The sequence below is a fragment of the Candidatus Syntrophosphaera thermopropionivorans genome, assembly GCF_004353895.1.
In the GTDB taxonomy this organism is placed as follows: domain Bacteria; phylum Cloacimonadota; class Cloacimonadia; order Cloacimonadales; family Cloacimonadaceae; genus Syntrophosphaera; species Syntrophosphaera thermopropionivorans.
In genome coordinates this window covers 16614-40381 of record NZ_SMOG01000014.1, presented here as the reverse complement: position 1 = coordinate 40381, position 23768 = coordinate 16614, and the positions used below count along the sequence as shown (strand labels likewise).

Below are 23768 nucleotides of genomic sequence, written 5' to 3'. Positions count from 1 at the left end.
TTGGCATTCTTCTATAATCTTGCAATGAGCATGGTTGTATATTGGACCATATATCTGATATCTCATTTACGCATTGAGCTGAAGCATGATTAAAATGAAAAATTATTACCTCCATATTTTTCGTGGTGTCTTAATTATTTTATGTATGATATTGGTGGTAATGCTTTTCAAATTACAGGTAGTAAAAGGAAGCTATTATCAACGCATTGCCGAAAGCAATTTTGTGCGTATCCGTCGTATTCCTGCTACGCGAGGAGAAATATACGATAGTAAATATCGTCCTATCGTTACTAATATCCCTTCTTACAATTTATATCTCACCAGCGGTAAAATATCCGATATGAATGCTCTTTCCTCTTTTTTAGCATATAACTTTAACATTGATGCAGAGGAATTGCGCAAGATGGTTTTTGAACAGCGTTTTAAGACCTATGAAGAGATATTAATTCTGGATAATATATCTTATGAGACAGTTATAAAGCTTTCAGAGAAGGTTAGTGATTTCCCCGAGCTTAGTTTTCGTAGTGGCACAACCCGCAACTATCTATATCCAAATCATTTTTGTGGTTATGTTGGAAGAATAGACGCAAAGGAATATGAACGCTACAAAGATGAGGATTACTCTCTCAATGCATATATTGGAAAGAACGGATTGGAACGCTATTATGAGGTCTTATTGAGGGGTAAAGATGGTAAAGAGATTATTCAGGTGGATGCTCAGGGCAGAAGCTTAGAACTCTTTAAGGATAATATATTTCTTCCACCTCAAAATGGGCTGAGCCTCATTTTAACTATTGATAATGAATTGCAGAGTTATGCTAATGAAATCTTCCCCCAAGGTGCAAAAGGTTGTATTATTGTAACCGATGTGAAAACTGGAGGGATTTTAGCTTATATAAGTAAACCAGATTATGACCCTAATCTCTTTATGCAAAAAATCACACCAGAGGTCTGGGCAAGTTTAAACACTCCAGCTAAACCCTTACTGGATAGAGTCATTAATGCAACTTATCCTCCGGGTTCAGTTTTTAAACCTGTGATGGGAACACTTGGCTTAGAAAAAGGTGTGATTGATAGAAACACCCATTTAGCAGCTTGCAGAGGTGGACTACAGATTGGAAATCGTTTCTTTCGTTGCTGGTTTGCAGCTGGACATGGTTCTTTAAGCATAGTAGATGCATTCAAGGTTTCTTGTGATGTCTTTTTCTATGATTTGATTAATCATATGGAGCTGGATGAAGTTTATGCACATACCAGAGCTTGTGGATTAACAGATAAAACTGGAATTGATTTACCTAACGAACGAAGTGGCTTTTTCCCAGATACCAAATATTACAAGAAAAGAATAGGAAGAGTTACAGGATTGAGTGGATACAAAGCTAATCTTGCCATTGGACAGGGTGAAGTACTTTGTACTCCTATGGAAATAAACACTTTCTATGCTGCTATTGCACGAGGTGGACTCTGGTTGCAACCTCATCTGTTAAATAGAACTATGGGAACAGCACGTATAAACCGGGAACAAATAGAACCATTGAAAAGTTACCGAATGCCCTGGTCCGCAAACACTCAACAAATTATAAAAGAAGGTTTATGGGCTGTTACAAATGCACCGGGAGGAACTGCCAGAGCTATTAATGTGCCAGGTGCAACCACCTATGGTAAAACCGGTTCGGCTGAAAATTATATGGGAAAACTAACTCATGCCTGGTTTACTGGTTTTATTGAGACAGATAAACCGGGCATTGTGGTTACTGTCTTCTTAGAAAATGCCGGTGGAGGTGGAGCAGTTGCAGCTCCTATAGCTAATAAAATTTTTAATTATTATATGGGCAATATTGAAAGAATTGAGAGAACTGCACCTATACCACCCCAATTCCTAACTGCAGAAGAGCAAGAAGCTGAATTTGGGATGGAGATGGAAACTTCCTCTACCACAGAAATTTCTGTACCTACACCAGAATTACCGTTGACAGAAAATCATCCTGAATCCAATCCTTAAACTTTAAAGAATATGATTAATAAAAAGAAATTTGATTTTGTTCTGGCTGGCTATTTGATTGCTCTTATAGCTCTGGGATGTATTGTAATCTTTTCTGCTTCTACAACTACCATAGGTGGATACACAAACACTCAAAATTACTGGTGGAAACAGGCTATTTTTGCGGTGATATCCTTATTGGCAGTCTATCTACTCCTAAAGATTCCAATGTCTATATTTGAATTGTTGATAGTGCCAGCTTATATATTAAATATTCTGGCTTTGATTTTGGTCCTCTTTACACCTCCTGTAAATGGTGCTCATCGCTGGTTTTCTTTCTTAGGAATTAATTATCAACCTTCAGAAAGTGCAAAACTTCTGACCATTCTGGTGGTAGCGAGAGCAATCTCACAAGATAATATGACAGAAATAAAACAGATATTTATCGCACTGGGATTAACTGTACTACCGGCTTTACTTATCTTAATTGAACCCGATTTTGGTTCTACTTTAGTCTTTTTCTTCAGTTTACTGGCAATGTTGATTGCCGCTGAATTACCCCTTTACTATATCTTACTACTGATTTCACCAGTTATTAGTATCATCACTTCTTTCTGGTGGATAGCTATTATCATCTGGATTATAGTATTGGTATATCTATTATTACGTGCCAGACTTTCCTGGATTACTATCTCCATTGCATCCATTCTTAATGTCTTTCTGGCACTTATAACGCCAGTGTTCTGGAATGGATTAAAAGATTATCAGCAACAGCGTATTTTGTCTTTTTTTAATCCTATGGCAGACCCTTTAGGTGCAGGATATCAGATTATCCAGGCAAAAATTGCTGTCGGAAGTGGTTCTATCTTTGGAAAGGGATGGCTTGAGGGAACTCAGAAGAATATGCATTTTTTGCCTGAACATCACACTGATTTCATATTCAGCGTGATAGGAGAAGAATTTGGCTTTATCGGAAGTTTGGTGTTACTGGGACTATTCTTCCTCTTCTTCCATAGACTTATAAACGATATTGGACAAATCCAGGTTCGTGAACGTCGTATTGCCGCTGCTGGTATTTTTGCTTATCTTTTATTTCAGACCTTTATCAATATCGGTATGAACATTGGACTCATTCCTGCCACGGGAATTCCTTTGCCTTTTATCAGTTACGGTGGCTCTAACTTACTTTTTAGTACCCTGGCAGTAGGGGTTGTATTAAAATATCTAAATGAGAGAGGGTTAATGAAATGAAAAAGATTTTATTTTTTGGATTGTTACTAATTGGAATGGCTTTAACTTTTACTTCTTGCTTTGTCCATTCCAGTCTTATGTATTTTGAAAAAGATACTGAAGGCTTACCAAATCTACTATCTAATCCAGGATTTAACGCTTATTCACTGGACCCCAGGGAATCTTTAAAAGGATGGTCCGTGCTAATTGAACCTGCTGACCAAGAACAAACTCCACCAAATATCGTATTTATTGATGGGGAACGCGCTTTACATGGTAGTAGCTCCTTGCGAATTGATGCTTCTCCTTACAAAGTAAGCATCATCTCAGACCCCTTTAAAGTGAACCGTTATGGCGGATATTATGTCCGTTGTTATACCTGTTCTTCAGAACCGAAAGGACCACAAATTAATTTGCGTATGCTCACTTTTAAGGCTGATGGCTCTATTGATAAAAAGTTTAAAGATAATATTCAAAGCAAAAATGAATGGGATAAAATGTCAATTAGCGCAGGATTTTTAAGTCCCGGTGTTTCTTTTGGTAGAGTTATCATAGAAATCCCACCATTTACTCAGGGTTCAGTGTGGCTTGATGATGCTGGTTGTTGGGAAGTGCATCACTTCAAAATTGATTGATGAGAATTATAATCCAGCGAGTAAACGAAGCGAAGGTGCTGGTAGAACAGCAATTAGTGGCTCACATCAAAAACGGACTTCTACTTTTAGTCGGTTTTGGTAAAGATGATGACGCTGCTAAAATACCTTTAGCTAAAAAGAAAGTGCTGGAACTACGTATCTTTCACGATGAAAATAATAAAATGAACCTCTCAGTTAAAGATATTGGTGGCAGTCTATTACTTGTCCCACAATTCACTCTTTATGCCGATTGTAGACGCGGAAGAAGACCGGATTTTACCGCTGCAGCTCCACCTGTTCTCGCTGAAAATCTGTTCAACCAATTTACAGAATCAATTAAAGAAACTGGTATTAATGTTCAAACTGGTGTTTTTGGCGCTCATATGGAAGTGGCATTAGTAAATGATGGTCCAGTTACTATTTTTATGGAATTCTAAAATATTAATTTCAACTGGGATAATGATATTTGATTTAATTAATTTTGAAGACAATTTTTTCAGAGACCCAAAATGCCTAACTCCTCCCTCTCTTACCCCTATCTGCTCCTTATCTCCGGGGATAGGAAGTTAAAAAGATAGAGCTAAGGAAGAGCTAAGAGAGAACCCAAAACCCCTGAATATATTAATAAATAAATAATTTAAATGATATAATTGATGTTATTTAATATATAGTTAAGAAATGGAATTATCTGTAGTAATAAAGTTTAACTTCCGTATTCTCTGCTTTTTCACTGATAGTAAAATAACCCTTCCCCTTAGCGTCAAAAGCAACTGCTTCACCCTGTTCTTCCAGCTCATAAGGCAAAATTTTAGGTTTGGTCATTAATGCCTCTATCACCGTTTTATTGGGTCTTCTTTTATAGCGGTAGATTTGATTATAAGTTTTCACAAGAATATAATCTCCGGAGGGAGAAAAATCTGCTGCAACAACCCATTTATAGGAAAGAGTACCAATTAGACGGGCAGTATTGACCTCAGTAAAAGATTGTGGATAAGATAGTTGATAGATTTTAGCTGGATTATCTCTTTTACTGATAATATAGATATCTCCTGTTTTAGGGTCAACCATTAGCGCTTCCGCATCGCGAGGTCCATCTTCATAGACAAATTCTATTTTCTGTATATTATGGACAAGGATTAAAGTATCCTTAATCTCTGGTTCTTCAAAGCGATAAATAAAGGAAGAAGAATGCGATGAATTATTATCTCCAATATCTCCGACATACACATAAGGTTTTTTGTCTTTGGGGTCATAACAAGTAGCAATATCTTCCCAATCGCGGTTTTCAATTCCTTTCAGGATAATCTTTGCTGGCATAAGCCCTATTTGATTGAGCACATAAACTGCTGCTTCACCACCGGAATCGTTGTGAGTGTAAAGTATTCCCGGATATTTCAGGCTCGAAGCTATTCCAGAAGCTTCATTTATTTCGGCTTCTTCCACCAGATAGGAATGCACTGATTTTCCATTAAGAAAAACGCAACTAAATATCAGGAGGCTTATTAGAAGCAGGATTAATATGGGAGAGGTTTTTTGATTACTCATAAATTAACTCTTTCATAAGGAGAAGAGGAAGAATCATAATTCAGTGAATTGATGTCTTCCCACAGGGGTTCACCCGCATCTATATTATCTCCAGCTTGAAAGTTTAAGGATACTTTGCCGGGTAAAGAAATAGTGCAACTTCCTGAACCGGTAACCATTCCGATAAGATTTCCCGTAGTGAAATCAGGTTCTGAGAACCAGTAAGGTTTTTTGAAATTCAAGCGAATGTAGGCTTTTCCAGCAGGTGTTTCAAATTGGACAACCCCGTTTTCTAAATAAGCAGAGGAATGTGGACTGCGAAATTCCACCCGGTCAAAAAGACTTTTCCTTATATTTATTAAAGTGTTATCATCAATTCTTCTGATATAGGCTATTTTCCCCTGCACAGGTGAAACTATAGCATTCTCTGGAGGAATTGGTATACGCTGACGATAACGATAACAAAGTCCAACAATAATGTAGGCTGCAATTGCCAGAATAGCAATTATTAGTGCTACATCGTAGTATAAACGATTATTATTAGGAAAAATAGAATTCATTATAATAGCCAGAACAAGAATAATAAGAGCTGGAATTTGACTTCTGAATTGAGCGAATTTTATTCGTCTTAAGTGATTAACATCGGTTAAAAGGTATTTATCTGTCTTATGAACCATTCCTTTACTCTCTTTCCTTAAAAAATTTATTCAATTCTGCTAACTCAAACTACTTTATTTTGCTCTGGTCCAGGTTTCGGTATGACCCATAAAAGATACACCTATATATTTACGTAGTTTCATAGTATTAGGCCCAGTTAATTCTACTTTTGCTGAATAGGTGTTTCCTGTGGCATAATCATAGAAGGTGCCATTTTCATATTTATTTTCACCTGCAGGAACTAACCCTTTGATGATAACCAAATCCATCAGAGGACGAGAACGAAGATTGGGATCTGGATTTTTGATATCCATCCTGGGTTTACCATTTTCCATAGGTTCTTTTAGCCAGATAATCTTACCACAATAATAATCTGTATAAGGCTGGTAAATCTGCACCTTTGCAGTTTTATCCGGGTCATGCCAGTATCCTTCAATGCTATAAACCTGGGCAACAAGCATTACAGGTAGAAACATTGCCACCGCAGTAAGAGATAAAATCAATTTTTTCATTTTACACTCCCTGCTTATCTTTACTTCATAGTTTAGATAATCCCGCAGCGTTTATAAATAAAATCAACATTTCTGAGATATCTCTCATAATTAAAGATATCCTTAATTTCTGCTTCAGGCAAGAGAGAAGTTATCCTGCTATCTGCTAACACATACTCCTTGAAGTCTTTACCGGTATTGGCACATTCCATCGCATCGGATTGAACTATAGTATAAGCTACCTCACGAGAAAGTCCTTTCTGAACCAGATGCAAAAGCACCGCCTGAGAAAATACCAGACCATGAGTAAGTTCCATATTGGCTTTCATATTCTCTGTATATACTACCAAGTTGCTGATTAAACTGCAACATTTAGAAAGCATATAATGCACTAAGATGCAGGAATCGGGCAAGATAATGCGTTCTACGGAAGAATGAGAAATATCTCTTTCATGCCAGAGGGGAATATTTTCCAGAGCGGCAATTAGATTAGAACGAAGCACTCGTGACAATCCACAAAGTTGTTCACTTACGATAGGATTGCGTTTATGTGGCATAGCGGAAGAGCCTTTTTGTCCTGGAGAGAAATTTTCTTCCACTTCTTGAACCTCAGTTCGTTGCAAATGTCTTATTTCCAGAGCAATTTTTTCTATCAATGCACCGATAAGTGCAAGTTCAGCTAAGAAATAGGCATACAGGTCTCTTTGAATTACCTGAGTAGAAATATTTACTGGTTTTAAATCCAGATACTTACAGGCTAATTCTTCCACCCGGGGGTCTATATGAGCAAAATTCCCCACAGCCCCACTGAATTGTCCTACAGCTACGGTATCAATCGCATTTTGTAGGCGTTGTACATTTCTTTGTGCTTCATCATACCAGAGAGCGAATTTCAATCCAAAACAAGTGGGTTCAGCATGAATCCCATGAGAACGACCCATACATAAAGTTCTGCGATGTTCTCTTGCTTTTAATTTTAAAGTTTCTGCCAGACGAAGTAATTCGGTTAAAATCAACTCACCTGAACGCTTTAATTGCAAAGCTGTAGCAGTATCCAGCACATCAGAAGAGGTCAATCCGTAATGAATCCAGCGAGCAGGTTCACCTACATATTCTGCCACATTGGTCAAAAAAGCGATAACATCGTGATGCGTGACCGCTTCAATCTCATCTATACGCTCACTATTAAAATCCGCTTTTTCGGCAATAATTTCCCAATCAGCATCTGGAATAATATCCAGTTCATGCATGGCACGAGCCGCTGCTAATTCTACTTCTAACCAGCACTCATATCGGTTCTCTTGAGTCCAAATATGCTCCATTTCAGGTAAGCTATAACGTTTAATCATCAATTACTCCAGTAAACTTTTAAACATTTGTTTCCAATCTTCTGGTAATTCCACTTTTGGATTTGGAGGAAGAGGTTCTATTTGTGCGTTTCCATAACTAATAGAATCAATCAATAATAATAGATAGGTATTTTCACTGATAGCCAATTTTACCTTATCGGGATCACCTTGAGAATTACGATTGATATTTATTTCCATTCCGGATTTGGGTTCAATTATTTTTTCCAGTTGCATAGCTGAGTTGAATTTTAGCTGTAAGCCTTCCAGGTTTAATTCCTGGTGATTGATTATAGAATCGGCATAAGCCGTAAAAAGCGAATCCCTATCAATATCATAAATCGGCAACTTTTCAGGAAAGATTGGCATTTGAGCCAGGATTTCTATTTTAGGAAATTGAGGACATTGAATAGCGAGATAATCACTATAATAGACAGAAATTAAAGGTTCTGGATTTGCTGCCAGCACACCACCAGATAGGATATCAAAACGCATAGCCTCAGGTGTTTTAGAAAGGACAAACATTCTCCTCATAGTGAGACCTGAATTAGTTAATTGCACCACACCCTGTGCTTCAAAATTTTGCCATCTCTCCCATTCAGTTCTCAATAACTGAGTCTTGTCTACAGGTTGCATACTGGCACAGGAGACCACTGTAAGTAAAACTATAGTTAAGCTAAATAATAATCCAGGATGTTTCATAAAGCTACCTCCGGTTTTTTACGGTAAAGTGTCCATATTCCAATAGCAGCTGCTATAATCATTATCACACTAAGAATCTGACCGATGGTCATAAAACCGAGAAAATATCCAATTTTATCATAGATTTCCAGGTCATCCGGCACCCTGATGAATTCTATAAGAAAACGGAAGATGCCATATAGACCGATAAAAGACCAAAAGACCAATCCCTCCTTTTTAGTTTTTTTAAGAAGAATATAAGAGAGCACTCCGAGGACTATACCTTCAAAGAAGAGTTCATATAACTGAGTTGGATGACGAGGTAAAGGTCCAGCATCAGGGAAAACCATACCCCAGGGTAAATTTGTTACCTTCCCCCATAGTTCTCCATTAATAAAATTACCTAATCGCCCCAATCCTAACCCAACTGCCACCATAGGCATAGCACAATCAGCAACTGAATAGAAAGGAATTTTTTGCCTGCGCATATAAATCAGACAGGCTATAATAACTCCCAGAGCACCTCCATGAAAACTCATCCCTCCTTCCCAGACATAAAGAATTTCCACCGGATGCCTTAGGTAATAGGGTAGATTATAAAAAAGCACATAGCCCAATCTACCACCTAAAATAACTCCGAGCATAATGGAAAAGATAATTCCATCATATTGGTCTCGGGTGATTTTAACTTTTCTATATTTTAGTAATTTCCATAGAAAAATATATCCCAGTATAAAACTCAAAACATAGAAGAATCCATACCAGCGAATGGAGAAATTGATTCCACCAATAGTAAAATGAGCCATCACCGGATCAATATTAGGATAAGGTAGCATTACTTTGCCCCACGAGTTATTTCATCCAGCTTCTTAACTATTAAATCTGCTGCCTCTTCTGGTGAAACCACATATTTTTCGGTTTTCTTTTCATGTTTGGGAGTAAAGATTTTAATAACTTGAGTGGGTGAGCCATTCAATCCAATTTCCTTTTCATCCAGTCCCAGGTCATCTGCGTTCCAAACGGTCAATGGCACGCTTCTGGCATTACGCTTTCCTCTAAGAGATGGCAAACGAGGAGTGTTTATTTCTTTAACAACAGATATGACAGCTGGCAATTTCAATTTTAATTGGTCGGAGCCATCTTCCATTAACCTTTGAAGTGTGATGGTTCCTTCATTAACCTCATCTATCTTCCGCACAAAACAACATTGACAGATATCCAGATGAGATGCAATACCTGGTCCTACCTGACCGGTGTCTCCATCTATAGCTTGCTGTCCAGTAAAAATAAGGTCATAGTCACCGATTTTTTTAATAGCAGTCGCCAGAGTCAAACTGGTAGCTAAGGTATCTGCTCCAGCAAAACGACGGTCTGAAAGTAAAATTATATTATCTACTCCAACTGCCACAGTTTCTCTTAAAGTTTCCTCCGCTTGATTAGGTCCCATACAAATAGCTGTAACCATACCACCATATCTTTCTTTCATTCTAACCGCTTCTTCCACTGCATAAGCATCAAAGGGATTAAGAATGCTTTCCACTCCTTCTCTAATGAGAGTGTTCGTTACGGGGTCAATTTTAATCTCTGTAGTATTGGGCACCTGTTTTACGCAAACTATAATATTCATAACTCTCAACCTTGATAAAATTCTTTGATAGCCTCAACCACATAGGACTTTTGCGCATCCGTCAGTTCTGGATAGATGGGAAGAGATAACACACTTTGTGATGCTTTTTCTGCCATAGGAAAATCACCTTTTTTGTAACCTAATTCGGCAAAACATTCCTGAAGATGAAGAGGTAAAGGATAATATATAGCACATCCTATTTCTTTTCCCTTTAGATGATGAATTAACGCATCCCTGTTTTCACAATAGATAGTGTATTGATTATAGATAGAAACGGCAGAAGGATGGATATAAGGCGTCTTAACCTGTGGAATATCTGCCAGCTGTTCATCATAAAATGCTGCATTAGCCCGACGACCTTCACTCCATTGACTGAGATAATCCAGTTTAACACCTAAGACAGCAGCTTGAATCGTATCCAGCCTGCTGTTTAAACCAACCCATTTATGATAATATTTAGGATTTTCTCCATGAACTCTTAATTGACGCAGTTTGAGTGCCAATTCTTCATCATTAGTTAAGCACATCCCACCATCACCCATAGCACCAAGATTTTTACTTGGAAAGAAAGATAAAGTTCCAACATCACCAAAGGAGCAACTCATTTTGCCATCCCAAGTGCAACCAATACCTTGAGCATTATCTTCTATCACTTTCAAATTATATTTTTCTGCTATCTCCATAATCCGAGTCATATCACAAGCTTGACCAAAAAGATGAACTGGCATAATGGCACGAGTTTTATCCGTGATAGCTGCTTCAAGCTTTTCCACATCAAGATTAAAGGTGCCGGGATTAATATCTACGAACCGAGGTTTTGCTCCATTTCGCCAAATGGAAGATGCAGTAGCGAAAAAGGTAAAAGGAGTGGTTATTACTTCATCATCAGCACCAATTCCTGTAGCTTGAACGGCAAGAACCAGTGCATCTGTTCCTGAGGCGCATCCTATAGCATATTTAATACCTAAATAGTTCGCCATCTTATCTTCAAATTCTTTCACCTGATGACCAAGAATAAAGTCATTTTCAGCAATAACTTCGTCAATCGCGGCTTTTACTTTAGACATAATTGGTTCGTATTGTGCCTGCAGATCTAACAATGGTACTTTCAATTTTATTCTCCTTTAATTAGCGAGGGTATGAATGCCCAATATTATTGTCATTATTTGTGTGGTAATCAACATTATATCTTTAAATCGGGTCCAAGCATCGTATTCCGTTTTAGCTGCCACAAAAACTGTATCCCCTGGATATAAAACTGTCTTAGAAGAAGGTCTAACCCAGTTTCCACTTTGTGCATCTATAATCCGAACACCATTAAAACTCTTATTATTTGTGTAGCCACCAGCTGATTTAACATAATAATCCCAGGTTTTCCCTTCCACCCAGGGGATTAATCCAGGATTAACCACCTGACCAGTTACAGCTACCATATCCATTTTAAGAGGAACATAAAGATAATCTCCATCCTGCAGGACAGGATTGCATTCACTACCTTTAGATTCCCAGGTGCGAGAAACATCTATGCTATATCTGCCCGGAAATTGACGCAGACGATTCTGTAAATAGTGGTATTCTATAATAGACATTTGGGTTATATCCATTTTCTTGAGCCGTTCAAATTCAGGGTCTACTTTCTCGGTATTGGGAAGATTTGCATAAATGGCGTTTCTCAGGTCTCCTCTGGAATTAGGTCCCCCACATAGTAGCAATATATCATAGAGTGTGGTGTTATCACCAATATAATACTTACCTGGTGATTTGACATTTCCTTCTACAATAATATTCCAGCCTCTTCTATATTCCGTATCACGATTAATAGTTATGCGGTCATAAGGATAGATTATAATATCTTCTGGTTTGTGCGTTCGCAAATCCACAGTAATCAAATCAAAATCTTTTAAATTCTCCTTATAACGATAGATATTAACTATCTTCCTGTCTGCACTCAAGGTAAAGCCTTGGGCAAGATTTAATAGGTCTGAAAGTCTGTCTCCTGCAATATATTCATATTCACCAGGATAATACACCTCTCCTACTATAGTAACCGTGGTATGAACAGCACCTACATTTATCACATCTCCATCTCGCAGAATAGGATTTTGCTCTAAATCACCCATCCGGACAAATTTCATATAATCATAAGTCTTTGTTTCTTTGCCTCTTGTTAATTTAACACTCCTTAGAGCTTGAAAATTTAAAAATAAGGAATCTTTAGGGGAGACCGATTTTTCCTCAGAGGTATAAAGCCTCGGTATATAGGTAGGTCCTTTTTCAAGGATTATAGGAGAGGGAGTTCCAGCTAATTTTAAGGCATCTGAAAGACGACTAATAGAGGAAAGTTGATAAGTTCCCGGAGAATCTACAAAACCAGTCACATTAACAGAAATTAAGCTTGTTGGAGCGTAAGTTGTGGGTACCTGAGCGGCGATAAAAACACTCAGACTAAGTAGAATAATACAAATAACTTTACTTTTCATAATACTCAATCATTCTACGGATAATATCATCCAGACTGTATTTTGGTTCATAACCGATATATTCTTTAACTTTGTCTAGACAAGGCATACGGTTCATCATATCCTCAAATCCTTCTTCAAATGCTTCTTCATAACTCATATATTCAATCCTGGATTTACTATCGCACATCTCCTTCACTTTTTTAGCCAGGTCTTCTATTGAAATGGATTCAGTTGTCCCTACATTGAATATCTCTCCTACACATTTAGGAGTATTCATCAATTTTATAAAAGCACCCACCACATCGGATACATCGGCAAAACAACGAGTCTGCTTTCCTGTACCATACACCACAATAGGTTGATCCAGCAAGGCAGCTTTGATGAATTTGGGAAGCACCATTCCATATTGACCAGTTTGACGAGGTCCCACGGTATTAAAACATCTAACAATCACCACGGGCAGTCTTTTCTCCCGAAAATAAGCCAGAGCCATAAATTCATCAATAGCCTTACTACAACTATATCCCCAGCGACTTATACGAGTAGGTCCAAGAAGGCGGTCATCATCCTCATGAAAAGGAACCTTATCACTTTTCCCATAAATCTCTGAAGTTGAAGTTATAAGGACTTTTGCTTTATATTTATTAGCCAGTTCCAGAACATTCTCTGTTCCCAGGATATTTGTTCGCAATGAAAGTAATGGATTCTCTATAATATATTTCACGCCTACAGCAGCAGCTAAATGATAAACTTGGTCTACCCCCTCCATCAATTTTTCCATTAATTCCCGATTCAGGATGCTACCAATGGTGTAATGAAAGTTACCATTGGCTTTAATGGATTCTATATTTTCCAGACGACCAGTAGATAAATTGTCTACCACCACCACCTGATTTCCTTCTTCTACCAGTCTTTCAGCTAAGTGCGAACCAATAAAACCCGCACCGCCTGTTATCAGAATCTTCATAACTTCTCCAATAATTAGCAGTTAGCAAGTTAAATCAATATTTCTATATCTTTTACTTACAAACTATAATCTACTATTTTGTCAATAAAAAAGACTTTGGGAATCTTAACTTATTTCTTCTCCATCTAATTCTGAAGTTTTATCACTTTTTCTTTGAGAATGATGAATTTTTCGGTAAACTTTATAATTGTGCACCACAGTAATTAAAAAAACGATATTTGCCACACTGAGAATGACATTTAAACTGAAGGTATCCTTTTTCGCATAATGCCCAAATAAAATTCCTATTATAAGAATTAAGACAGTTTTATAGGTTATAATACCTTTAGTTACTCCTAATTTGCGGAAAACCCAGCGAGCCAGTGGATTCATTTCCCGGTGATGTTTGTCAGGATACAGTACTTTCCAGGTGGAATGACCATCCAGGATATTTAAAATTACAAAGATAATGAACTGTAGAATCAGCAAGTTTAAGCGAGAAAAAAGATGAATAAAACTCGCTTTCATATTAATTAAGATAGAAAAATGGGGCTTAAAGAAAGTCTATCAGGCATTTTTTAGTCTATCTGAGACGAAGGACTCTATTTGCGAAGCAAGAGTTTCACTTTCCTGAAGCAGATTCATAGCCCGATTATTAATGTCTTCTTTAAAAGCTTCATCTTTAATTTGCGGAAGGTTAATCAAGATATTATAATTAGCAGCTTTTGCGGCAGTTAAGGCAGTAAGAGCAGCAGTTCCTGCATCAGAAAGGGCATTCATATTTCCCACTTTGGCAACTTCATCAGCCAATTTTAAAGCTTGAAGAGCTATTTCCAGGGTGTGTAAAGGCACCAGGATAGCCTGTTTCGTTGCTTCTTCTATCTTTTGTTCTCTTAGCGCAATCTCTTCCTCTGTCTTTTTAGGCAACCGACTTGCATCCATCATAGCATTGAAAGCATCGGTATCTTCATCTATTAATTGTATAGCCTGAAGTTTGATATCCTGTGCTTGAGGCGCAATTTCACGCACTTGGTTTTGCACGGATTCATAACCTTTTTTATTTATAGTAAGATTAGATACCATAGCAGTTAAGGCAGCAGAAAGAGCGGCACAAAAAGCAGCAACACTACCACCTCCAGGAGCTGGAGTATCCGTGGAAAGTAAATCAGCAAAAGATTCCAGACTCATTGCACTGAGTCTATCCTTCTTGGCAATAGCATATTCTATCACTTTTTTATCCAGGTCAAAAGGTGTAAGTTCTGCTAAACCCATAGATTGGATTGCCGTCTCCATAATCATTCTTTCTGGAAGACCAGTGCTCTCCCCCATTCTTTCCAGATAGAACTTACCTGCATTAACCATAGCTGCCTTAGGAATTAAACCCACAAGTTCACTTCCAGTAACCACAATACCTCTTTCTGATGCGAGTTCACGCACTTTTTCCAGCACTATATGAGGAGGTGTGATTTTATAATTAGTCAGATTAATACTAATCTGCGCTCTTTTATAGCTTTCAATATACCATCCAACCGCTTTGCAATGTTGAAACAGCCCTGGGATAATGACTTTATTACCCTGTTCGTCCTTTATAATACGGCCCTTCTCATCTTTGGCAGGTCTTCCGCTTTCTCTGATGATAGCTGCCAGTTCACTGGCTTTTCTTTTGTCTCTGGTATTAAGATTAATATTATATGCAATCAGGAATTCTCTTGCTCCAATAGCAGTAGCGCCGGACTTAGCATTAAAGATATGAGGTCCAAAATCAGGTTTCCAGGCAGGATCCTTAGCTTTTTCTGGTAACGCTTCATATTCTCCAGCCCGGATATTAGAAAGATTACGCCATTCTTCCTTAGTGGCAGCATATTCATAAAGATATACAGGAATTCCTAATTCTTCACCTACTCTTTTCCCCAGACGACGAGCATATTCCACGCATTCTTCCATTGTCATATCAGAGATAGGAATGAAAGGACAGACATCGGTTGCTCCCATACGAGGATGTTCACCATGATGTTTACTCATATCAATAAGTTCACTTGCTTTTTTGATAGCTTGAAATGCAGCTTCTAAAACTGCTTCTGGTTCACCTGCCATCGTAAAAACAGTGCGATTAGTGTCTGCTCCTGGATCAACATCCAGAAGAACCACATTTTTAACTGATTTGATAGCATTAGCTATAGCATCAATAACACTCTGGTCTCTTCCTTCACTGAAATTTGGAACACATTCCATCAGTTTCATACATTACCTCGGGGTTTAATTCTATGTATTTTTACTTTCAGTATTTTCCTATCAGTTACCTGTAACACCTGAATTCTATAACCCTCAATGTTAATTATTTGTCCTTGATGAGGGATTTTGGCAAGACGGTCAAGAATTAATCCTGCTACTGTTTGATAGTCTCCTTCCGGTAGCTGGATATTATATTCATCAGCTAAACGGTCAATTTCCATATCTCCAGGAACTAACCAGGTGTCCGGAGTTAATTGTTCAACTTCTTCAATTTCTTCTTCTTCATCATACTCATCAGCAATTTCACCAACAATCTCTTCCAGTATATCTTCCATCGTCACAATTCCAGAAGTGCCACCATAAGCATCCACTACTATAGCAATACTACGGTGATATTTTTGCATTTGCCTTAAAAGAACACTTAGATTAATGTTTTCTGGAGTAAAGAAAGGTTTATGGGTCAATTCACTCACAGTTATATCAGGTGAGCATTCCTTTTTGAGAAAATCATATATTATAAGGATTCCTACAATATCATCAATATCTTTACCATAAACGGGATAGCGGGTAAAACCTTCTTCCCGAGCAATTTCTATTGCTTCAGAAACAGTTGCTGTGGCTGGAATAGCTACCAATTCGGTGCGCGGAACCATTATATCTTTAGCTACCTGTTCAGTAAAATCCAGGGCATCTTCAATCATTTCTATCTGAGGTTCTTCAGAGGCATCAGCTTCCGTCACCGAAAGTAAATAGGTTAAATCGTCCTTGGTTAAATAATTAAAACTATTTCCTTCCGTAATTTTAAGTATATTACGTAGACGAGTGTTCATCCAGGAAACACAAGTAACCAGCGGTTTTAAAATAGCGTAGACTCCTCGCATAAAAGGAGCTACCGCTGGGACTAATACATCAGGATATTCTCTAAACAAAGTTTTAGGGACTACTTCACAAAAAATAAGAACAATAGCTCCAACAATTAATGAGGTGTATCTTGCATTAAAACTTACGATATATCTATCTACTACATAAGTAGCAAGTGATGCAAAAAGAATGTTTACAATATTATTGCCTAAGAGAGTGGTACCTAAAACCTTATCAGGTTGCCTAACCATAGCCAAAAGTTTAGCTGCTGATTTATCTTTCTTCGCTTTACTTTCCAGTTCCAGCTGATTTATAGAAATAACACCATTTTCAAAACCAGCAAATAGAAAAGAAAATAGCATCAAGACAAGAAAAATCAGGCACCAGAGTATGATTTGTAAAATAGACATTTATTCTTTCACTTTTTCATTTCGCCAGGCTAATCTTAAGGCTTGAATAAAATCATCAATCTCACCATTCATAAAAGATTCCAGGTCGTAGCTTGTCAAGTTAATTCTATGGTCGGTAACACGGGATTGAGGAAAATTGTAGGTACGGATTTTAGCAGAACGGTCTCCTGTCCCTACTTGAGCTTTACGAGAACGGGCAATTTCCTGTTCTTGACGACTGATTTCTGCATCCAGAAGTCTGGACCTAAGCACTTTCAATGCTTTAGCCTTATTCTTAATCTGGGATTTTTCATCCTGACAGGTGACTACTATTCCAGTGGGAATATGGGTTATCCTTACTGCAGAATCAGTGGTGTTGACACTCTGACCACCATGTCCAGTGCTTCTATATACATCTATCCGCAAATCTTTTTCATCTATATCTATATCAATATCTTCAGCTTCGGGTAAAACTGCTACGGTAACAGCTGAGGTATGAATTCTGCCATTGGACTCAGTTACAGGTATACGTTGAACTCTATGAACACCACTTTCAAATCGCATATGACCATATACATCATCCCCAGTAAGCAGAAAAACAATCTCTTTGTAGCCACCCAATTCTGTTTCATTAGCACTCAATACCTGGATTTGCCAACCTTTCTTTTCTGCGTAGTAGCTATACATTCGGAAAAGGTCAGCGGCAAAAAGAGCAGCTTCTTCACCTCCAGTTCCAGCTCTGATTTCTACAATAGCATTTTTATGGTCATTCGGATCTTGAGGAATCAGCAATTCTCTGATTTTTTCTTCACTTGCTTGAAATTTATTTTTCAGCTCTTCCAATTCCTCTTTAGCCAGAGCTTCCAATTCTGGGTCAGATTCTGTTTGCAAGAAACTATTCGTATCTGCAATTTGTTTTTCCAGTTTTTGATAGTTGTCCCATTCAGAGCAAATCTCTTCCAGCTCTTTATATCGTCTACGCAAGGCTTTATAGCGATTAGTATCGTTTATTATAGAAGGATCTGAGAGAGTTTTTTGAAGTTCTTCCAGTTCCTTTTTATAACTATTAAGTTTTTCTTCAGGTAACATCTTGAATTATTTGAACATTGTGTCCATCAAGGTCCATTCCCAGTGCCGCTTTCATTGCCACCAACCCTACTTCAATCATAGAATCATCTGGAGGCTGAGTTGTAATCTTCTGTAAAGCCATACCTGGAACGGTCAAAATCTTTACCAGTGGATGATTTATATTTTTTCCGCTGAACTTCAAGATTTCGTAACTTACTCCGCCTATTAAAGGCAATAAAATAACTATGTGATAGGCTAATCTGGTGGCTAAAGGAATCTTGCCATGAATAATAAAAGCAGATACAAGAGTGTCCGCAAGGGAAAAAATTATAATGGAAAGAAGCAGGACAAAGAAAATAAAGCTGGTCCCACAACGAGGATGAATAGTTGAATTTGCCTGAATCTGTGGAATTTCCAGAGGAATGCCTTTTTCATAGGCATTAACATTTTTATGTTCTGCACCATGGTATTGAAAGATACGATGGATATCTTTCATTTTACTTATTAGCCAGATATATACCACAAAGAAAACTGCTCTCATAACACCAGCAAAGAGATTGAAGAAGAAATTCTGTCTGGAAAAACCTACTAAATCTGCAAGCCAGTAAGGAAGCCAGCCAAATAAGAGAAAAGCAAGAGCAAAGGCAATCACATAGCTAAAAAGATTTTCCAATTGCTGAACTGTTTTTGATTTTTCTGTGGAGGCTTTTGCTGGATTGGGGGCATTTTCTTTTAGGTCCAGCTCTGCTCTATTTGCCGAAAGCGTTATGGTCTTCATTCCTATAATGAGCATTTCTATCAGAGAGACAAAACCACGAATAATGGGTAGACCAAGAAAAGTTCCTTTTTTAGCTTTAGTTTCGAAATGTTCTCTAAACAATTCAATAGTCCCATCTTTTCTACGAATAGCAGTAGCTATTACATCGGGTCCTCTCATCATCACACCTTCAATAACTGCTTGTCCACCGACACTGATTTCCTTCTTTTGCTCCATATAAATCCTTAATAATATCTAATCTGGATACAAAAACGCCATTTCTCCAGCTCTTATTTGCAGCGAAATGGCGTTATAGTAGTTTGTTAACTATTTTTCGTCTGTTTTCAGATTGTATTTTTTAATAAATTTTTCAACTCGTCCTGCCCTATCCACTATCTTTTGTTTTCCAGTGTAGAAAGGATGGCATTTGTTGCATATTTCTACCTGTAAATCACCCTTAGTTGAACGAGTCTGAAAAGTATTGCCACAAACACAATGTACAGTAGCAATATCGTATTTGGGATGAATTCCCTTTTTCATCTATCTTACTCCTTAATATTAAAACGATATTATTGAAACCAAATTTTTCACTTATACATAATTGTCAAACGCTTTATCTCTTTTATCTGGATTATTTATACCTTCCACTTTTTCCATAATTTTCAGGACGGCATTCATTAAAGCATTAGCAGAATCTTTTTTATTATAAAAATAGATATAAGGTTTGCCTTCATCGGCAGATTTTGAAATATCGGGGTCTATCTCCAGTTCAGCAAGAATATCCAGAGAATATTCAAATACCAAGTCTTCCAATTGATTACCGGTGAATATTTGAGTAGTTTTGCCACAATGAGGACAGCGGAAATATTTCATATTCTCTACCAAACCAAGGATGGGGACATTCAATTTCTCAGCAAAATCAACTGTCTTTTTCACATCCAAAATGGCTAAATCCTGAGGAGTAGTAACAATCACAACTCCATCCACTTTATTTAAGGTCTGAATCACGGTTAAAGGTTCATCACCGGTGCCGGGAGGACAATCTACAATCAAATAATCAAGCTCTTTCCATTCAAAATCACTGAAGAATTGTCGGATTAGCGCCAGTTTCATTGGACCTCTCCAGATAACTGCTGTACTTTCCGAATCAAGAATAGAAGCTAAAGTTAGAACATAGAGGTTGGAAAGGACAGGAATGGGAGTTGGTTTGCCACTTTCCTGGTCAATGGGAATAGGTTTCCCTTCAATATTAGTTAACTTAGCAATGGAAGGACCGTGAATATCTACATCAAGCAAACCGACGGTTTTCCCCTGTAAAGCCAATCCATAAGCGAGATTTGTGGCAATAAAGCTTTTACCTACTCCACCTTTACCACTTAAAACAACTATCCTATGATGGATTTTTGCCAGATTAGCTTGAATCTCTTTTTCCTGATTTGCTTCCATTAGTTACCCGATTCTTCCTCTTCTGCTAGTTGCTGGTCAATCCATTGAATAATTCTTTCCAGATGTTTTTTAGCTTTCAGAAGTTTTTCTTTGGAGATTTGAGAACAGCATTCATAGTAGGGAGCAAAATGCTGCCCATAGTGATGATGGTGGTGTTCTTTATGGTGTTCAAAATCTCCTTCTTCACATTTACAATAATCTTCATCTCTCTGATGGTTATAATAATGATGACCATAACAGCAATGCTGATGAGGATGATTAAAGTGGCTATGATGGTGTCCGCAACAGCAACAATAGTCATCATAGCAATGATGCTCATTATGACAGCACATTTTTTCCTCCTGAATTTTTTCTATTTATGATAATATAATCAATTTTAGCTTATTTTCCCACTGCTATGCTGACCATTTTTCCAGGAATCACAATAATCTTTTTAATTTCCTGATTAGATATATGGCGTTTTACATTTTCAACTTCCAGAGCAAGTTTTTTAAGCTCTTCTTCACTAATATCTGGGTCAACTTCTATCTTCCCTCTAAGTTTTCCATTCACTTGAATTACATAGGTAATTTTATCCAGTTCAAGAAAGCGTTCACTATATTCTGGTAAGCCAGATTCATGAAGAAGCTTTTCATTTCCTAATTTCTGCCAGAGTTCCTCAGCTATATGAGGAGCAAAAGGATAAATCAAAGGGGGAAAAACAATACAGGCTTGTGCAAAAACTGCCTGTTCATTATCTGAAAGTTCATTCACCTCTTTAATAGCCAGACAGTTATTGAGATGTTCCATAACAGCTGCAATAGCAGTATTGAATTGCATTCTATCCAGGCAATCTTCTCTCCATTTCTTGATAGTTTTATGCATGCTATAAATCAGGTTCCGCATCTTTGTGGATATTTGAGTGTAGTCAGGTTCAATCTTTGCTCCTTTTTGGATAAGGTCCAGATTCTCATCTATCAATCTCCAAATCCTATTCAAAAAGCGGAAAGCACCCATAATACCTTCATCACTCCATTCAACATCTTTATCTGGAGGAGAGGCAAACAACAAGAAAACTCTGAGAGTATCTGCTCCATAACGGTCAATAATATAATTGGGATCTACCACATTGCCTTTTGATTTGCTCATCTTAGCACCATCTTTTAGCACCATCCCTTGTGTGAGCAAACGAAGAAAAGGTTCATCATATTTTAGCCAGCCCAGGTCACGCATAAATTTACAGATGAAACGTGCATAAAGAAGATGCATACAGGCATGTTCTATTCCGCCAATATACTGGTCTACGGGAAGCCAGAAATTGGCTTTATCCGGATCAAAAGGTCTTTTATCATTATGAGGATCCGTATAACGTGCATAATACCAAGAACTATCCACAAAGGTGTCCATAGTATCGGTTTCCCTTCTGGCATCGGCTCCACATTGGGGACATTTTACATTATACCATTCTGGAACTGAAAGTAAAGGATTGCGTGTGGTCTTGCCAACTTGAACATTATCGGGTAGAAGTACGGGCAAATCTTCATCGGGAACAAGAACAATACCACAATTGGGACAATAAATAATGGGAATAGGATTCCCCCAGTACCGTTGACGGGATATACACCAATCTCTTAATCTATAAGCAGAGGTAATCTTTCCATATCCCTTTTCTTCCAGAAACTTAGAAATAGCTATTTTAGCTTCTTCACTATACATTCCATCAAAAGGAGCAGAATTAACCATAATGCCTGGCTCTATATAGGCATTTTCCATTGTTTCTAAATTAAGTGTTCGTTCGGGATTCTGTATCACCAATTTTATGGGAATACCATATTTACGGGCAAATTCAAAATCTCTTTCATCGTGAGCAGGAACAGCCATCACTGCCCCTGTTCCATAATCCATAACCACATAATTAGTTACCCAGATTTGAATTTTCTCTCCATTCAAAGGATTGAGACAGTAGCGACCTGAAAACATTCCTTCTTTAATTGTATCAACAGCTTCCCGGGAAATTTTATCTTCATTTATAACTCGTTCACAAAATTCCTTCAAAGCCCGATTTTCTGGCTCTTCTTTAAGCCATTTTTGCACCAACGGATGTTCCGGAGGAAGTGCCATAAAAGTGACTCCATAAACCGTATCAGGACGAGTGGTGAAAACCTGAATGGAGTCAGTTCCATCTTCCAGAGGAAAATCTATTAGAGTACCTTCACTTTTACCTATCCAATTCTTCTGCATAGTTATAACTCTTTCGGGCCAATCAATCACCTTACTAAAATCTAAAAGCTCTTCGGCATAAGCAGTGATACGGAAAAACCATTGCTCCTGCTCTTTTTGAGTAACCGGATTATGACATCGCCAGCAGGTTCCATTCACTACTTGTTCATTTGCAAGTATGGTCTGACAATTTGCACACCAGTTTTGCCAGGATTTTTTCCGATAGACCAATCCTTTTTCATACAATTTCTTAAAAAGATACTGTCCCCACACATAATAATCCGGACGGCAGGTGCTAATTTCTCTTTCCCAATCAAGACCAAAGCCAAGAGAATCAAATTGACGATGCATCGCTTGTATGTTTTCTTCCGTGGTTATGCGTGGATGAGAATTATGCTCTATGGCATAATTTTCCGCTGGCATCCCAAAAGAATCAAATCCCATAGGTTGTAGCACCGCATAACCATCCATCATTTTTAACCTTGCGATAGCATCACTTATGGCATAATTGGAAACATGACCGCAATGTAAAATTCCTGATGGATAAGGAAACATAGAAAGGACATAATATTTTGGTTGGGAAGGGAAATCTTCAGGATGAAAGATTCCTTTCTCACGCCAGATTTTTTGCCATTTAGGTTCTATCTTGGAAAAGGGATATTCCATTTAAGAGTCTCCATAGGTTCAAAACAAATGAATGTTTTAAACTTTAAATATATTTTCTTATCATTTATTTCTTATCTATTCATTCTGTCAAGTTCAAAGCTTATTTGATGATTTATTAAACCTAACCTTAATCTGTTATTAATTATATAGTTAGTATGCTATTGCGGAACTTCATAGACAAGAACTTCTACCACCGCATAAAGGGATGCGAGACGTCTCCGTATTGCAAAGCCATAAGGCTTTTTCTTAAAAAGGGTAATAACTTCTTAAGCTTTCATGAATTATGGAATTTATTCATAGTATCTTTAAATTATTTGTATTTTATATTAAAAAGCTCCTGCGGAGCTTTGTAGCCGAAGTTATACACCCACCCATTTTTACAAAATCTTCATGAAAGTTGAAAAAATGATATAGGCACTACTATTAGGGAAAAATATAAGTTAAAAGTAATGTAGCTTTAAATCTTTAAGTTTTTTCTTAAAAATATAGCTGATAAAGCTTGAACTTTTCGATAAATATAAAAATAATGTACTGATTATGTGGAGTTTATGTCCACTTTCGGATATAAGC

General features: G+C 37.5%; 23 protein-coding genes. 4 read left to right on the top strand and 19 right to left on the bottom strand.

Annotated features, from left to right (window positions below; translation table 11 throughout):
* The first annotated feature begins 94 nt into the window (after window positions 1-94).
* From mrdA to dtd, 4 genes are read left to right on the top strand one after another with little or no spacing between them, the layout of a single operon-like run.
* Window positions 95-2002, top strand: coding sequence for a penicillin-binding protein 2 (gene mrdA / locus E0946_RS05100; RefSeq protein WP_133201387.1), 1908 nt, complete (start codon window positions 95-97; stop codon window positions 2000-2002).
* 12 nt (window positions 2003-2014) lie between these two features.
* A complete protein-coding gene (gene rodA / locus E0946_RS05095; protein WP_133201386.1) occupies window positions 2015-3232 on the top strand; it encodes a rod shape-determining protein RodA in 1218 nt (405 codons plus the stop codon).
* On the top strand, window positions 3229-3846 hold the full coding sequence (locus E0946_RS05090; protein ID WP_133201385.1) for a hypothetical protein: 618 nt from the start codon (window positions 3229-3231) through the stop codon (window positions 3844-3846). Before rodA ends, E0946_RS05090 begins: the two co-directional genes overlap by 4 nt.
* A complete protein-coding gene (gene dtd, locus E0946_RS05085) occupies window positions 3846-4283 on the top strand; it encodes a D-aminoacyl-tRNA deacylase (RefSeq protein ID WP_133201384.1) in 438 nt (145 codons plus the stop codon). Before E0946_RS05090 ends, dtd begins: the two co-directional genes overlap by 1 nt.
* Window positions 4284-4530: 247 nt before the next feature.
* Here the strand turns inward: dtd and E0946_RS05080 are convergent, their stop codons facing one another.
* The 19 genes from E0946_RS05080 to leuS all read right to left on the bottom strand — a co-directional run bounded on the left by E0946_RS05080 (window position 4531) and on the right by leuS (window position 23198).
* Complete coding sequence (locus E0946_RS05080) at window positions 4531-5391, bottom strand: hypothetical protein (RefSeq protein ID WP_133201383.1); 861 nt, start codon at window positions 5389-5391, stop codon at window positions 4531-4533.
* Window positions 5388-6047: a phosphatidylserine decarboxylase gene (locus E0946_RS05075; protein ID WP_133201382.1), complete on the bottom strand. Its 660-nt coding sequence runs from the start codon at window positions 6045-6047 to the stop codon at window positions 5388-5390. Before E0946_RS05075 ends, E0946_RS05080 begins: the two co-directional genes overlap by 4 nt.
* Window positions 6048-6101: 54 nt before the next feature.
* Window positions 6102-6539 carry a DUF2147 domain-containing protein gene (locus E0946_RS05070; RefSeq protein ID WP_133201381.1) on the bottom strand — a complete coding sequence of 146 codons (438 nt, stop codon included), beginning with the start codon at window positions 6537-6539 and terminating at the stop codon, window positions 6102-6104.
* Between the two features lie 32 nt (window positions 6540-6571).
* Window positions 6572-7867, bottom strand: coding sequence for an adenylosuccinate lyase (gene purB / locus E0946_RS05065; RefSeq protein ID WP_133201380.1), 1296 nt, complete (start codon window positions 7865-7867; stop codon window positions 6572-6574).
* Window positions 7868-7870: 3 nt separating this feature from the next.
* Window positions 7871-8566, bottom strand: a complete 696-nt coding sequence (locus E0946_RS05060; RefSeq protein ID WP_133201379.1) for a hypothetical protein — start codon at window positions 8564-8566, stop codon at window positions 7871-7873.
* Window positions 8563-9381, bottom strand: a complete 819-nt coding sequence (gene lgt / locus E0946_RS05055) for a prolipoprotein diacylglyceryl transferase (RefSeq protein ID WP_133201378.1) — start codon at window positions 9379-9381, stop codon at window positions 8563-8565. The genes E0946_RS05060 and lgt overlap by 4 nt, the downstream gene beginning before the upstream one ends.
* The gene (locus tag E0946_RS05050) at window positions 9381-10172 is read right to left on the bottom strand and encodes an electron transfer flavoprotein subunit beta/FixA family protein (protein WP_133201377.1); all 792 of its coding nucleotides are present in this window, start codon (window positions 10170-10172) and stop codon (window positions 9381-9383) included. The genes lgt and E0946_RS05050 overlap by 1 nt, the downstream gene beginning before the upstream one ends.
* Window positions 10173-10177: 5 nt before the next feature.
* A complete protein-coding gene (locus E0946_RS05045; RefSeq protein ID WP_133201376.1) occupies window positions 10178-11284 on the bottom strand; it encodes a DegT/DnrJ/EryC1/StrS family aminotransferase in 1107 nt (368 codons plus the stop codon).
* Between the two features lie 12 nt (window positions 11285-11296).
* The gene (locus E0946_RS05040) at window positions 11297-12652 is read right to left on the bottom strand and encodes an SLBB domain-containing protein (RefSeq protein WP_133201375.1); all 1356 of its coding nucleotides are present in this window, start codon (window positions 12650-12652) and stop codon (window positions 11297-11299) included.
* The gene (locus E0946_RS05035; protein WP_133201374.1) at window positions 12642-13601 is read right to left on the bottom strand and encodes an NAD-dependent epimerase/dehydratase family protein; all 960 of its coding nucleotides are present in this window, start codon (window positions 13599-13601) and stop codon (window positions 12642-12644) included. The genes E0946_RS05040 and E0946_RS05035 overlap by 11 nt, the downstream gene beginning before the upstream one ends.
* 105 nt (window positions 13602-13706) lie before the next feature.
* On the bottom strand, window positions 13707-14108 hold the full coding sequence (locus tag E0946_RS05030; protein WP_133201373.1) for a DUF5658 family protein: 402 nt from the start codon (window positions 14106-14108) through the stop codon (window positions 13707-13709).
* Window positions 14109-14147: 39 nt separating this feature from the next.
* Window positions 14148-15821, bottom strand: a complete 1674-nt coding sequence (gene ftcD, locus E0946_RS05025; RefSeq protein WP_133201372.1) for a glutamate formimidoyltransferase — start codon at window positions 15819-15821, stop codon at window positions 14148-14150.
* A complete protein-coding gene (locus E0946_RS05020) occupies window positions 15818-17083 on the bottom strand; it encodes a hemolysin family protein (protein ID WP_133201371.1) in 1266 nt (421 codons plus the stop codon). Before E0946_RS05020 ends, ftcD begins: the two co-directional genes overlap by 4 nt.
* On the bottom strand, window positions 17084-18151 hold the full coding sequence (gene prfA / locus E0946_RS05015; protein ID WP_133201370.1) for a peptide chain release factor 1: 1068 nt from the start codon (window positions 18149-18151) through the stop codon (window positions 17084-17086).
* The gene (locus E0946_RS05010; protein WP_133201369.1) at window positions 18141-19124 is read right to left on the bottom strand and encodes a DUF1385 domain-containing protein; all 984 of its coding nucleotides are present in this window, start codon (window positions 19122-19124) and stop codon (window positions 18141-18143) included. The genes prfA and E0946_RS05010 overlap by 11 nt, the downstream gene beginning before the upstream one ends.
* Window positions 19125-19214: 90 nt before the next feature.
* Entirely contained in the window at window positions 19215-19427 is a 213-nt protein-coding gene (rpmE, locus tag E0946_RS05005; protein ID WP_133201368.1) for a 50S ribosomal protein L31, read from the bottom strand.
* 51 nt (window positions 19428-19478) lie between these two features.
* A complete protein-coding gene (locus E0946_RS05000; protein WP_133201367.1) occupies window positions 19479-20333 on the bottom strand; it encodes an Mrp/NBP35 family ATP-binding protein in 855 nt (284 codons plus the stop codon).
* Entirely contained in the window at window positions 20333-20665 is a 333-nt protein-coding gene (locus E0946_RS04995; protein WP_133201366.1) for a hypothetical protein, read from the bottom strand. The genes E0946_RS05000 and E0946_RS04995 overlap by 1 nt, the downstream gene beginning before the upstream one ends.
* Window positions 20666-20714: 49 nt before the next feature.
* A complete protein-coding gene (leuS, locus tag E0946_RS04990) occupies window positions 20715-23198 on the bottom strand; it encodes a leucine--tRNA ligase (protein WP_133201365.1) in 2484 nt (827 codons plus the stop codon).
* Window positions 23199-23768 lie beyond the last annotated feature (570 nt).